10 protein-coding genes and 1 pseudogene are annotated in these 13864 nt (G+C 44.2%); 1 reads left to right on the forward strand and 10 read right to left on the reverse strand.

Annotation, left to right across the window (positions count from 1 at the left end):
- Positions 1 to 77 precede the first annotated feature (77 nt).
- A pseudogene (locus Q8W40_RS26090) lies at positions 78 to 512 on the forward strand (major facilitator superfamily transporter); the annotation flags it as partial.
- A 398-nt stretch (positions 513 to 910) separates the two neighbouring features.
- On the opposite strand, the gene Q8W40_RS26095 reads toward Q8W40_RS26090, so the two are convergent.
- The 10 genes from Q8W40_RS26095 to Q8W40_RS26140 form a co-directional block, all read right to left on the reverse strand.
- The gene (locus Q8W40_RS26095; protein ID WP_305401484.1) at positions 911 to 2500 is read right to left on the reverse strand and encodes a methyl-accepting chemotaxis protein; all 1590 of its coding nucleotides are present in this window, start codon (positions 2498 to 2500) and stop codon (positions 911 to 913) included.
- Between the two features lie 286 nt (positions 2501 to 2786).
- Positions 2787 to 3692, reverse strand: a complete 906-nt coding sequence (locus tag Q8W40_RS26100; protein WP_305401424.1) for an AraC family transcriptional regulator — start codon at positions 3690 to 3692, stop codon at positions 2787 to 2789.
- The gene (gene xylB, locus Q8W40_RS26105; protein ID WP_305401426.1) at positions 3679 to 5172 is read right to left on the reverse strand and encodes a xylulokinase; all 1494 of its coding nucleotides are present in this window, start codon (positions 5170 to 5172) and stop codon (positions 3679 to 3681) included. The genes Q8W40_RS26100 and xylB overlap by 14 nt, the downstream gene beginning before the upstream one ends.
- Positions 5173 to 5243: 71 nt before the next feature.
- Positions 5244 to 6053 carry an L-iditol 2-dehydrogenase gene (locus tag Q8W40_RS26110; protein WP_305401428.1) on the reverse strand — a complete coding sequence of 270 codons (810 nt, stop codon included), beginning with the start codon at positions 6051 to 6053 and terminating at the stop codon, positions 5244 to 5246.
- Positions 6050 to 7429, reverse strand: coding sequence for a mannitol dehydrogenase family protein (locus Q8W40_RS26115; RefSeq protein WP_305401429.1), 1380 nt, complete (start codon positions 7427 to 7429; stop codon positions 6050 to 6052). Before Q8W40_RS26115 ends, Q8W40_RS26110 begins: the two co-directional genes overlap by 4 nt.
- Positions 7419 to 8528, reverse strand: a complete 1110-nt coding sequence (locus Q8W40_RS26120) for an ABC transporter ATP-binding protein (protein WP_305401431.1) — start codon at positions 8526 to 8528, stop codon at positions 7419 to 7421. Before Q8W40_RS26120 ends, Q8W40_RS26115 begins: the two co-directional genes overlap by 11 nt.
- Positions 8525 to 9337, reverse strand: a complete 813-nt coding sequence (locus Q8W40_RS26125) for a carbohydrate ABC transporter permease (protein ID WP_305401433.1) — start codon at positions 9335 to 9337, stop codon at positions 8525 to 8527. The genes Q8W40_RS26120 and Q8W40_RS26125 overlap by 4 nt, the downstream gene beginning before the upstream one ends.
- Positions 9338 to 9345: 8 nt before the next feature.
- Positions 9346 to 10206 (reverse strand): carbohydrate ABC transporter permease, encoded by an 861-nt coding sequence (locus Q8W40_RS26130; protein WP_305401435.1) that lies wholly within the window; start codon positions 10204 to 10206, stop codon positions 9346 to 9348.
- A 92-nt stretch (positions 10207 to 10298) separates the two neighbouring features.
- Positions 10299 to 11612, reverse strand: coding sequence for an ABC transporter substrate-binding protein (locus Q8W40_RS26135; protein ID WP_101113811.1), 1314 nt, complete (start codon positions 11610 to 11612; stop codon positions 10299 to 10301).
- A gap of 594 nt (positions 11613 to 12206) precedes the next feature.
- On the reverse strand, positions 12207 to 13799 hold the full coding sequence (locus Q8W40_RS26140) for an ABC-F family ATPase (protein ID WP_305401437.1): 1593 nt from the start codon (positions 13797 to 13799) through the stop codon (positions 12207 to 12209).
- Positions 13800 to 13864 lie beyond the last annotated feature (65 nt).

Consider the following 13864-nt stretch of genomic DNA (forward strand, 5'->3'; position numbering starts at 1 on the left):
GTCATAGTTCCACCTGTTGTGTACGAGGCGCATCTTAACACCTCTAATCAGGTGACCAAATTCACTATGCCACTACAACTGCTATTGCCTTCGGTATTTTGACTTTAGCTGTAGTGAATATAGGTGAAGATGTCATTATCCGCCCAGAGGTCTTCCTTGCTATTCATTTTTTCCAAGCCTTTGCCGAAGTCATTGTCGGTAGTTTGGTTGTCGCATTTATCTTGTCAGTTGCTCCAAGGCGGATAGAAGGGTTTTCTGTATCGCTATTTTCCGTTGCTATAGCATTAAGCGGTATTGTTGGTGCAGTTTTTTCTACCTCTATCGCAATGGAAAAAGGGCAGGAATTAACTCAAGAAATTGTTCAAACTGTGTATGGAGACTATTTCCAGCTGCTCACGGTTCTGGCAATTGTAATCGTAGGGATCGCGATGATTTGTTCAGTTGTTATTCGTAAGATGCTTGAAGCAGCTGACAGGGATGAGCATCTAGAAATAGTGGAGGTAGAAAATTAGCGCCATTCGATACTTATTCTAAAACACGAACACACTGATAAAGGCGGAAATACAGCGTACAAGTTTCCATTCTGCTCATACAGATGGATGAGTGACATATCGTAGAATAAGAATTTAAATGACGCCACTCGCGCTAAATATGGGTGGCGTCTGGTTGCAATACTCTTTGTGTATAATCATATTTTTGTGGATTAGCTATATCCTTCAAAAAGTGAACGTGTTGCTCACGTGTCTAAACATTACTATCGTTTCTGTGCAGGGAAAAACGCTTCGTAATGGGGAGTCTTTTCCAAGCTCTTTGACGATTAAATGGCGCTGTAATTAAGTCCCAAGGGCGAGTTCACTTTCAAGCGTCATTATTGAGTTATAACTACTAGATCTTCAAATCAATACTTTTCCTAAATCTTAAACTGATCCAACTGCGAATTCATTAACCCAACTTTCTCATTTACTATGCTTGCTTCTTCAACACTTTCTTGACTTTGCCTAGATAAGGTCTGAGCAATATCTTTTACTTCTGTTGTATTCTGTGCTATTTCCTTGCTCACGGTGCTTTGCTCCTCACTAGCAGTCGCAATTTGCGCTGACATTTGCTGCACACGCTTCATAGAATCTGTAATTGAATCAAATTGAAGCTCAACTTCGTTGATGTATTCAACCGAAGTGATCGCTGTAGCACCCGTCGTCTTGATACTCTTCGTTGTGCTTTCAGTTATAGACTGAAGTTCCAAAATCATATCTCTGATTTCTGAAGCGGATTCGGTTGTCTTTTGGGATAAACTGCGCACTTCATCAGCTACAACGGCGAATCCGCGCCCAAACTCTCCCGCTCTCGCTGCTTCAATCGCTGCATTCAGTGCGAGTAAATTCGTTTGTTCGGCAATGCCCTGTATAGTCTCAATTATTTGAGAAATATCGCTAGTATTTGCGTTTAGATTTTCAATATATTTTGCGGTTGAACGAATTTCATGGTTCAGTTGCTCTACGGCTTCTTTGGTCTTGTTGGTCAATTCCTGACCTTGACGAGTATTGGTAAAACAGCTTTCTACTTCACAGGCTGAAGCTTCAGAATCTCTGGCTATTTCAACACTAGCCGAAGACATTTCTTCAATAGCTGTAGCGACCATGTTTACCTGATCTAATTGTTTATCAATCTGTGATTGTGTTTCATGATTAGAAGACTCAGCCTTAGATGTACTTAAAGATAAATGGTGCGAAACCTCTGATAGATTATTCAGCATATCCTGCAACTTATTAACAAAGTTATTGAATGAACTGGCAACTTTTCCTATTTCATCGTTTGAAGATATATCGAGCCTTGCTGTTAAATCACCGTTCCCCTTACTGAGCCCCTCCAATTGAACACCAATTTCTTCTAAAGGCTTCATGGTTCTCGATATAACTACATATACGATAGAGCTTGTTATAAGTGCAGCAATAGCGGTAACCATCGCTGTAGTAAAAATTAATGAGAAATATTTATCATCTAATATGGCTTTTTTCTTCTGAATTACACCGTCAATATCATCAATGTAAAAGCCTGTTGTAAGTGCGTAGCCTTGCTCAGGGATATAGCGACTGAATGTCATTTTTGGGTAATACTTATCTTCCGTAGGCTTATAACCATCAAAAATGGTAAAACCATCACCAGATTTTGCACTTTGGACGATTTGCCGGACTATATATTGATCCTTCGCATTTTTAAGATCCCACTGTGATTTACCCACATTTTTCGGATTAGAGCCATGAGCTATCACCACGCCTTGCATGTCGTGAATATAGAAGTAGCTATTAGGGTCTCCATCTACGAAGCGCAACTCTTGAACACGTGAGGCTAGTTCCTGTTTTAACTCTTCACCTTTCATGTTTGATAATGCGGGTTTTAGGGTGCTGTAAGCGGTGTCAATAACAGCCGTAAGCTTTTCCTGCTTTTCTGACATCATGGTTATCCGCAGATCTTCTATAAGCTTGTTTTGATAGACATTCATCCTGTTTGTTAGTACGAGTAAGAGAATGACTCCCAAGAGGAAAATTGACACCAAGCTCACTACAAATATCTTATTTTTTAGTCCCACAATTTCCCCCAGCTTTTAACTTAATTACGCATACGTATACAAAGGTATCGGAATACCGATGAAACACTTGACGTTTCTACTAAAACTAAGACATAGGTACTTTTATATTTATAAACCTCTCAAATATTTTCAAAACTGAAACAAACCGACAAGGCAACTCGCTTTTAGGAACTTACATTTTGTTTTCGAGCTGAGGACTCTACCCTTCCATCGTGTTTTTCTTTCTGTAAGCCAAAGGGGTTAGCCCTTTTATTCTTCTGAACTGACGGCTGAAATTCGCTAAATTGGTGAAGCCAACCTGTTTACTAATGTCAGCAATACTGTCTTTCGATTCAATCAGTTTGATGCACGCCCGCTGCACGCGAATCCGGTTAACAAAATCGGTGAATCGATGTCCTGTCGACTTATGGAAAAATCGGGAAAAGTAAGACTCCGTCATGTCGATAAGATCGGCGACCTCTTTCACTTTTATCGTTTTTTTGTAGTTCAACATGACAAAATCAAGCACCAGATTGATTTTGCTGTTCATCATCTCCGAGTCTTTTTTAAGCGTAGGCGGTAAAGTCGACAATATTCGCGTTTTTTGAACGTTTAAGAACGCCATGAATTTCAGAAAGTGAATCAGCTTTTCGACACCCTGAGAGCACCTGACGGCATTCATGTATTCCATGCTAACTTCCATCGGAACATCAATGAATTCGATCCCCATTTTAGCTTGCTCTATTAGTCGCAAAAACTGAGAAAGCTCTGGGAAAATTTGGGTTGCTCGTTGAATGAGTTCGGGTTCAAAAAGAATCACCATATCTCGCAGCTTGTGCGTTTCCCCCTCAGATAAATAACTTACCCAGTTATGAGGCAGCCAAGGGCCAACAAGCGTTAAGTGACCAGGGGAAAAAGGACCGACATGATTGCCTATCATGGCTTTTCCGGTGGTTTTAACAATTAGGTGCAACTCATATTGCTCATGAACATGCCATTTTATTCTATGATGAGGTACGCCGTGCTCGGTGTAGCCCACCGACTCTTTATCGAATTCGACAAACTCCCAAACAGGGCGTTCGCCGATACTTTCGTGGTTAAAGGGCTTAATTTCATACGTCGACATACGAAGCTCCTACTCTATTCGAACGTACGGATTCATACTCTTTATATAGCGTTCGAAATTCTTCATATTTTTTGTGATACACGTTGGCACAATTTGTATCAGGTATGATTTCTTCAATCACCTTTGGCGAAGTGCAGACCGACTCGACTGAATCTCCGGTGTGGCAAATTTTAGCGAGCCTAGCCGCACCGAACGCAGGACCGCTTTCACCACCCTCATATCGAATGATTTTTACGTTTAGGATATTGGCGACAATTTGTAACCATAAACGGCTTTTGGCTCCGCCTCCTATTGCACCAAGGTATTCCACTTGCGTACCACTTTCTTTGATCGCGTTTTGGCAATCCAATAAGGAAAATGCCACACCTTCTAGAATGGCTTGCACCATATGATGCCCCTGCGTTGCCCAAGTCATATGATGAAAGCTTGCAGTGGCAAACGGGTTATTGTGAGGGGTTCTTTCCCCCATCAAGTAAGGAAGAAACAAAGTAGGCTGAGCTGGATCGTAGTGTGATTCAAGATCGTTGATCAGCTCACCAATATCTTGCCGCGTGAGGTCTGCAAACCATTTGAGAGGGCTCGCACCGTTGAGCATGCACGCCATTTGAAACCAGCGGTCTGGAATGGCATGAGCAAAAGAATGAACCAACGCATCCGGATACGGCTTGTAGGTGTCTGTCGTAACAAAATACTGCGCAGACGTACCCAGTGAGATAAACGCATCACCTTGATTGATCGCCCCAATTCCCAATGCGCCACAAGCAGCGTCTCCCCCTCCAGCACACACCATGACATCGGTGTTAAGTACCGTAACGTCTGCTGCCTGCTGAGTTAGATTCCCCGTGGATTCTGTCCCTTCTTTCAATGCCACCATCAAGTCACGTGAAATGCCTGAAAGAATGAGTATTTCATCCGACCAACAACGGTTTGCTTCATCCAGCCACAAGGTTCCCGCTGCATCGCTCATGTCTGTAGCGAGCTTTCCCGTCAGCTTCAATCGCACATAGTCCTTGGGAAGCATTAAGTAACGAACAGATTTCAACACTTCGGGTTCGTTTTCTGCCATCCAACGCAGCTTAGGCGCAGTAAAACCCGACATGGCAGGCACGCCAGCAATCATGCCAAGGTCTGGGTGCTCTTCATTCATGGCATCTGCGTCCAAGTGCGAGCGGCCATCGTTCCACAAAATCGCAGGGCGCACGGGCTTAAATGATTCATCAAGCATCACCGCACCATGCATCTGCCCAGATAGCCCAATGCATTTGATGTCATTAAATGGCGCAGGGTATTGGCTTCTTAGAGCTTGCATGGTACGCAGCGTGGCTTCCCACCATAAGTCGGGCTCCTGCTCTGACCATAACGGATGAGGCGTTGACGCTGGGTAGGATTCGCTCGTTGAATCCACCACTTGCCCGCTTCCATCCATCAACAAGCTTTTAACTGAAGATGTACCAATATCAATCCCTAAATAGTGCGCCATTATCCTTCCTTTTGTTTTTAGGTTTAGCGATCCCTGAAAGATGCTTAAACCTACAAGATGCTTAATTTGGGCTAATTCATCGCATTCCCACCGTCGACATTAAATGTCTGAGCAGTAATATAATTTGCCATCGGTGATGCCAAGAACAGCGCCATGCCTGCCATATCTGCTGGAACCCCCATTCTACCGAGTGGTACCTCTTCTCCAACCAACCGCTTCTTCTCACCAAGCGGGCGGTTTTCATATTTCGCAAATAGGCTGTCGACATGTTCCCACATCGGAGTATCAACCACCCCGGGTGATATGCCATTCACATTGATCCCCTGCTCTGCCATGGCTAAACCTGCGGATTGGGTATAACTGATAACCGCCGCTTTGGTGGCACAGTAATGAGCAACAAGAGGCTCACCTCGTCGACCCGCTTGTGAAGCCATGTTGATCACTTTGCCTCCTTGCCCTGCCGAGACCATTTCTTTTAAAACTGCCTGCATCACAAAGAACATGCCCTTTACGTTAACGCTGTATAACTTATCGAATTGCTCTGGGCTTGAATCTAGAACAGGTCCCATATCGAAAATAGCCGCGTTATTGAACAATATATCTATACCGCCAAATTGCGCTTTTGTCTGAGAGACAGCTAACTCAATTTGATTAATGTCTGTCACATCTGTTGAACAGTACTGCACAGAGTTGGGATATTCTTGCATCAGTGCTTGTAACTCAGTTGAAGGGATTTCACCGAGATCCAATACCATGCACTTTGCCCCATTTGACGCATAGATTTCACAAACCGACAGCCCTATTCCGCCATTTGCACCGCTGAGTAATGCCACTTTGCCTTGAAGGATGAGTTGATCATCTTGATACGCAGTAATGCTCATTGTTGCTCCTCATACGCTTTGGACAGATCTTGGATCTTAGCTCGCATTTGCTCGGAAAAATCTGGGTATTGCGCCGTTACCCCTTGCCAGACGTCTTCATTCTTCAAGAATAATGTTACGGGGTCACTATTTTCAAGCCATTGTTTTGCTTTGTTGAAGTGTGGATCTTTGTAGTTAAACGCTAATTTCCCATTGTGGAATCTTTCAAGAAAGCAGTACCAGTGAGCAATCAACTCAATCGCATATTTGGGCATGTGGTTTCTTTCCAAATTGAAGCGTACCGTGGGCAAGATGAATTGCGGAAACTTGCTTACGCTATCCATCGCGATTCGCTCAATTGAATCCGCTATGTGGCTGTTACCAAATCGTTCTACGATTTTTTGGCGATATTGCTCTAAATCCACTGGAGGGTTCGCAATGGTTGGGATGACCTCTGTTTGATGGTATCCCTTCAGCCACTCAGCCAATTCATCATCAAACATGTTTTCGTCGAACGTTTGATACTCCCTAAGGGCACCGACATAAGAAAGCAAAAAGTGCCCACCATTTAAAATACGAATTTTGGTTTCTTCAAACTCGTGCACTTGGTTGGAAAAAGTGACGCCTACTTTTTCTAATGACGGAAAACCCGCAGCAAATTTGTCTTCGATAACCCACTGCTCAAAATCCTCCCCCATAATTGGGCATTCGTCTTTTTCACCGACGACCATAGAAAGCTCTTGCGCTAAGTTAGTAGGTGGAACTGGGGTGATCCTATCCACCATGCAACATGGAAAGGTGACGTGCTTATTAACCCATTCCAATAATTCATTATCTTGTATTGCGGTAAGGTACTGCTTAAACGCATTTTCCAACACAGTTCCGTTATCGCGTAAGTTGTCACACGTCAGCACCGTAATGGCGCCTGCATTCGATGTTGCTCGGATTTCTAATGCATGCTTCAAATATCCGTATACCGTTTTCGGCTGATCTTGATGTGCAATATCCCAAGCCACTTCTGGGTCGTTTAGGTTTAAATCATTGGTATCGGTTAGGTAATAACCCCCTTCCGTGACCGTGATGGTCAATGCTTTGGTATCTTGATCGACAAATAAGCCGTTTATGGCACCGACGTTATCTGAAGCGTCAATCACACTTTCTAATGCTTCAATTTTTCGGATCTCTATATCGCCATACGCTGATATTTTCTTTAGATGATATCGACCATTTTGTTTTGCCAATGCCTCAATAAGCCCACGCGATTCTGCACGTAAGTTTACCCCTGTGTAAAACCATCTCTCATTGGGTTCAACCAATCGATTGTAGCGGTCGATATAGTAAGTTTGGTGCCCTCGAAAAAACGATCCGACACCAAAATGAATGATTCTATTTGGCATGCTCGCTCTCCTCGTAAATATTTAAGGCGAGATCATTACTATCGAATAAATACACTTGTTGTTTATCGAGATACAACCCAACTTCTTGCCCCAAAGTTGGGCTATCTGCTGGTGTGTGTTTTGCCACGACCGTTTCGCCATTTTCAATGCGGACGTAACTTAACGTCTCTGAACCGAGTTGTTCAATGACTTCTACAACACCAGACATATCACCTTGCATTGGGTCGGTTAGCTTGACCGATTCAGGTCTAATTCCGAGAGTTTTTGCTTCTAGAACACCACCACTGTATTTATGAACAGGTAGCTGCATTTTCGCATTTTCGGTTAACTGAACGGTTAATTCTTGCGCTTCTGAGTGCACCGTCCCCAAGCCCAAAATGTTCATTTTTGGCGTGCCAATGAATGAAGCCACGAATAGATTTGCTGGTTGGTGATAGAGCTCTAACGGTGTTCCAATTTGAGCGACTTCTCCCTCTTTCATGATCACAACTTTGTCCGCTAAAGTCATGGCTTCAACCTGATCATGCGTTACGTAGATCATTGTGGTGCCTAACTCATGATGCAGTCTGGAAAGCTCTATTCGCATCTCTACACGCAAAGCGGCATCTAGGTTAGATAAAGGCTCGTCAAACAAAAAGACTTTAGGGTTACGAACAATCGCCCGACCAATGGCAACACGCTGCCTTTGTCCGCCTGACAGTGCTTTGGGTTTTCTTTCGAGCAAGGGTTCTAACTTAAGCGCTTTCGCTACTTTCAGAACTTTGGATTCAATTTCATCTTTTGGCATATTCGCCAATTTCAAAGCAAACCCCATGTTTTCTTTCACCGACATGTGTGGGTAAAGCGCGTAACTTTGAAACACCATGGCAAGGTTTCTTTTGGAGGGATGCGTCTCTGTAATGAGTTCACCGTCCAAATGAATGCCGCCAGCAGAAGATTCTTCTAACCCTGCAATGGTGCGAAGTAGCGTAGATTTGCCACAGCCTGATGGACCAACGAATACAACAAACTCGCCTTTTTTGATCTCGAAGTTAATGTTTTTCAGCGCCAGCGCGTCGCCGTATTTTTTGTCTAGTTGGTTAACGGTTAAATAACTCATTTTACTGCTCCGAACGTCAATCCTTGTACGAGTTGTTTCTGACAGAACCAGCCGAGCACGACAATAGGTGCACAAGCAAGCGTGGATGCTGCCGATAGTTTTGCCCAAAACAGTCCTTCTGGGCTGGAGTATGTGGAAATCATGGTGGCAAGAGTGCCTGCATCTGCCGAAGTTAAGTTGATGGCCCAAAAGGCTTCGTTCCAACTCAATACAATCGACAACAATGCGGTTGACGCAATGCCACCAAAAGAAAGCGGAAGCAGCACATGGCGAATCTCGCCTAACGTTGATGCACCATCAAGTCGAACGGCTTCCAAAATGTCTTTTGGAATGTCTTTGAAGTACGAAAACAGCATCCAAACAATGATGGGTAAGTTAATAAGTGCGTAAATGATGGTGAGCGCTAAACTGCTATCCAGCAGCCCTGCTTCCTTACACAATATGTAGATAGGCACCAGCACCCCAACAGCCGGTAGCATCTTGGTGGACAGCATCCAAAGCAACATGTCTTTAGTACGCTTTCCTGGGTAAAACGCCATTGAATACGCAGCAGGTACGGCAATAATTAACGCCAAAATAGTGGAACCAAAAGCGGTGATCACAGAGTTTTTAGCGAATTTTAAGTAATCACTTCGTTCCTGAACAATGCCGTAGTTTTCTACCGTAGGTTCAAAAATAAACGTAGGTGGAACGGCAATCGCTTGTTGTTCCGTTTTGAACGATGTAATTAGCATCATAATAATTGGGAAAAACACGATGAGTGCGATCACCCAGCTCAATATGGCTCTAAATCGATGTGTCTGATTCATAAAACCTCCTAGGCGACTAAGTTTTTGCCAATGGCACGGATTAAGAAGAACGCGACGATATTTGCGAGGATCACGGCGATCAATCCACCTGCCGACGCGACACCAACATCAAACTGCATCAAGGCTTGCGCGAAGATCAAGAAGGCTAAATTTGTTGATTCGTACCCCGGTCCACCGCTGGTGGTCACGAAGATTTCCGCAAACACAGAAAGCAAGAAGATGGTTTCAATCATCATCACGACCGCTATCGGTCTCGCTAGATGTGGCAGCGTAAGGTATCGGAATATCTGAAATCCCGTCGCGCCATCCAGCACGGCAGCTTCTTTTTGCTCATTGTCCATGGACTGTAACGAGGTGATAAAAATCAGCAGCGCAAACGGCATCCACTGCCAACTCAACATCGCAATAATGGAACCAAGCGGATAATCGGCTAGCCAGTCAACGGGCTCTAACCCGATGGATTCCCAAATAGATGCGAGTACGCCATAAACCGGATGCATCATCAGATTTTTCCAAATCAGCGCATTAACGGTTGGCATAATAAAGAACGGTGAGATGAGCAAAACACGCACAATGCCACGGCCTTTAAACGGTTTGTCGAGCAAAACGGCAAGCAATATTGCAAATACAACCGTCACGACAAGTACCATTCCAACTAGCGTGAGCGTGTTTGTCACTGCTGGCCAAAAGGCTTCATCGGTGTAGAAAAATTCAAAGTTCATTCCGCCGATGTAGTTATTTTCTCCCGGATACAACAAGTTGTATCGGATGACGGAAAAGTAAATGGTCATGGATAAAGGGACGACCATCCACAGCAATAAGCTGATGAAGGATGGGAATACCAATAATTTGGGTAACCACCTTTGCATAAAGACTTCCTTGTAAATACAGATATGGGGAAAAAAGTGCCCCGAAGTAAACAGGAGCAGTATCGCTCCTGTTAATACTCAAACAATACTGATTACTTGTAGTAACCTGATTTACGCATTTCGCGGTCGGCAGATTTGTTTGCAGCTTTTAACGCTTGTTCTACAGTCACGTTTCCTGCCAGTGCATTCGTGAACTGCTGACCAGCAGCGATACCAATGGCTTGGAATTCAGGAATAGCCGCGAACTGAACACCCACGTAAGGGGTTGGAAGGAGCGTACTGTTTTCTGGGTTTGCAGATTGAATGGCTTTCAGCTCTGCTTCTGCGAAAACAGCGGCTTCTTGGAACTCAGGCGTTTCATAAGTGGATTTACGAGTACCTGTTGGTACATTTGCCCATCCATTCTCTTTCGCAACCAGTTTGATGTAGTCTTGCGACGTTGCCCATTTAACAAATTTCTCGGCTTCAACTTGGTTTTTACTGCCTGCAGGTACTGCAAGAGACCAAGCCCAAAGCCAGTTCGCACCACGGTTAGTTACCGCAATGGGTGCCTGCGCAAAAGCGACTTTGTCGGCAACTTTGCTCTGCTTTGGATCCGAGATAAATGAAGCGGCGATCGTGGCATCTATCCACATGCCACACTTACCTTCGTTGTATAACGCTAGGATTTCGTTGAAGCTGTTGGATGTTGAGCCCGGTGGTCCGTAAGTGGATAAAAGGTCGATGTAGAATGAAACAGCATGGTTCCACTCCGGAGAATTTAACTGAGGTTTCCAATCTTCATCAAACCAACGCGCACCAAACGAATTGGCCATGGTTGTGATGAATGCAGCGTTGTCGCCCCACCCAGGCTTACCGCGAAGACAGATTCCGTAAACACCGTTATCGGGATCGTGAATCGCACCGGCTACATCACGAATATGACCCCAAGAAGCGTTATCTGGAACCGTCATACCCGCTTTATCGACCAAGTCTTTACGGTACATCACCATAGAACTTTCGCCATAGAACGGAACCGCGTACATTTTCCCATCTACCGATAAGCCAGAGCGAATGGCTGGTAAAATGTCGTCGGCATTGTAGTTGGCGTCGTCTTTAATTTCGTTGAGCCAACCTTTCTTGCCCCATATTGGAGCCTCATACATACCAATGGTCATGATATCGAATTGCCCACCTTTGGTGGCGATGTCGGTTGTCACACGTTGGCGAAGCACTCCTTCCTCCAAGGTAACCCAATTGAGTTTGATACCTGGATTAGCCTCTTCGTATGCGGTACTAAGCTTCTGCATTTCGATCATATGACCGTTATTCACCGTCGCGATCGTTAGCTCTGTTGCGGCCATAGCGTATGTACTTGTCATAGCGGCTAGAGCGATAGAGGCAGAAAGTAATGTCCTGGATTTCATGTTCATTCCCTCGACTGTTTTTAGTTTATTGTTAAGCTCGACTAATTAACAAGCTCGCAACAATCACAATTCAAAATTAGTCAAAAGAGAATTTTTTTGGTGCAGAAAAGTACTTTTTACCATTCGAATGTACTTTTTCTGATCTAGATGTCTCACAAGTGAGATGGAAATGAAGAAATTTGAACGAAAAAAAACGCTCAAGATTTTGAGCGTTTTGATTGAATTTGAGTGTATTAAACCTCGGCAAGAGATAGATAAATTCAGCAAAGATTAGCTGACATTGCCAGAGGATATATACTCAAACCACCTCAAGATGCAGGATTCAGAGCTATATCTTCTGTGTCAGTTCAAGGAGAAGAACGCAGTGGAATGACGAGTCCTTTCCCAGTTCTTTGACGATGAAATGGGACAGAAGATAAGCTCCCAAGGGCGAGTTTGCTTGGTTTTCACGCTGCGTTACCAATTTTTGATTTAGAACCACTAGATCTTCAAATCGGTGCCTTACCTGAAAACCAAGCAATTCTCGCTGAACCTAGCACCTTGAGGTGGTTTGAGTATACAGGCAGATTTTGTTCGAAAACCTACCCTTCTTTTTTACTCTTCCACACCGCGAGATTTTAGGAACTCAGCGTACGTTCCTTTGAAATCTGTGATCTGATTGTCTTTGATTTCAATGATACGTGTCGCCAAAGAATCCACAAATACGCGATCGTGAGAGACGAAGAACAACGTCCCTTTGTATTGCTCCAAAGCGTTATTCAAGGATTCAATAGATTCCATATCCATGTGGTTGGTTGGCTCATCCATTAGAAGCATGTTGGGTTTATGCATCATCAGCTTACCAAGCAACATACGACCTTGCTCACCACCAGACAGTACTTTTACCGACTTTTTGATGTCATCTTGCGAGAACAACATACGACCTAAGAAACTGCGAATCACTTGCTCGTCATCGCCTTCTTGCCGCCATTGCCCCATCCAATCCATAAGGTTCATGTCTTCGGCGAATTCTTCCGCGTGATCTTGAGCGTAGTAGCCTACGTTTGAATTCTCAGACCATTTGAATGAACCGTTACGAGGTTCAAGCGCGCCAGCCAGCGTATTAAGCAGTGTCGTTTTACCCACGCCGTTTTCACCAATAATGGCAACACGCTCACCCACTTCAAAAATCGCGTTGAAATCGGTGAATAAGTCGTTTTCGAAACCTTGTGTCAGGTTCTCAACAATCAATGCATTTCGGAACAGCTCTTTCGATTGTTCAAAACGAATGAATGGGTTTTGACGGCTAGATGCTTTTACTTCATCGAGCTTAATTTTATCAATTTGTTTAGCACGAGAAGTAGCCTGTTTTGCTTTAGAGGCGTTTGCAGAGAAACGCGCAACAAACGTTTGCAGTTCAGCTATTTGAGCCTTTTTCTTCGCGTTATCAGCTAATAGACGGTCACGTGCTTGCGATGCCGCTGTCATGTATTCGTCGTAGTTACCTGGGTAAACACGGAGTTCACCGTAATCGAGATCCGCCATGTGTGTACAAACACTGTTTAGGAAGTGACGATCGTGCGAGATGATGATCATGGTGCAGTTACGCTCATTAAGCGTATCTTCCAACCAGCGGATAGTATCGATATCCAAGTTGTTGGTTGGTTCGTCGAGCAGCATGATGTCTGGGTCTGCAAATAGAATTTGCGCCAAAAGCACACGCAATTTCCAACCCGGTGCCACTTCGCTCATCAAGCCAAAGTGTTGCTCCAATGGAATACCTACCGCGAGGAGAAGTTCTCCTGCTTTAGATTCGGCCATGTAGCCGTCCATTTCTGCGAATTCTGTTTCAAGATCCGCGACTTTCATGCCATCTTCTTCGCTCATTTCAGCCAAAGAGTAAATGCGGTCACGCTCTTGTTTCACTTCCCAAAGTTCTTTGTGTCCCATGATAACAGTGTCGATAACTGTAAATTCTTCATAGGCAAACTGATCCTGGCTCAGTTTGGCGACACGCTCATTTGGGTCATAGCTGACGTTACCAGAAGTTTGGTCGAGTTCTCCGCTAAGGATTTTCATGAAAGTGGATTTACCACACCCATTTGCGCCAATCAGACCGTAACGGTTGCCTTCGCCAAACTTAACTGAAATGTTTTCAAATAGTGGCTTCGCGCCAAATTGCTGTGTGATATTCGCGGTAGAAATCAAAACCTAACCTCTTAGATAAAAAAACGCGGTGCAACGGTACTTGGCAACGCGGCCTGATGCAAGTG

Source organism: Vibrio penaeicida, assembly GCF_030689305.1.
Lineage (GTDB): Bacteria > Pseudomonadota > Gammaproteobacteria > Enterobacterales > Vibrionaceae > Vibrio > Vibrio penaeicida_B.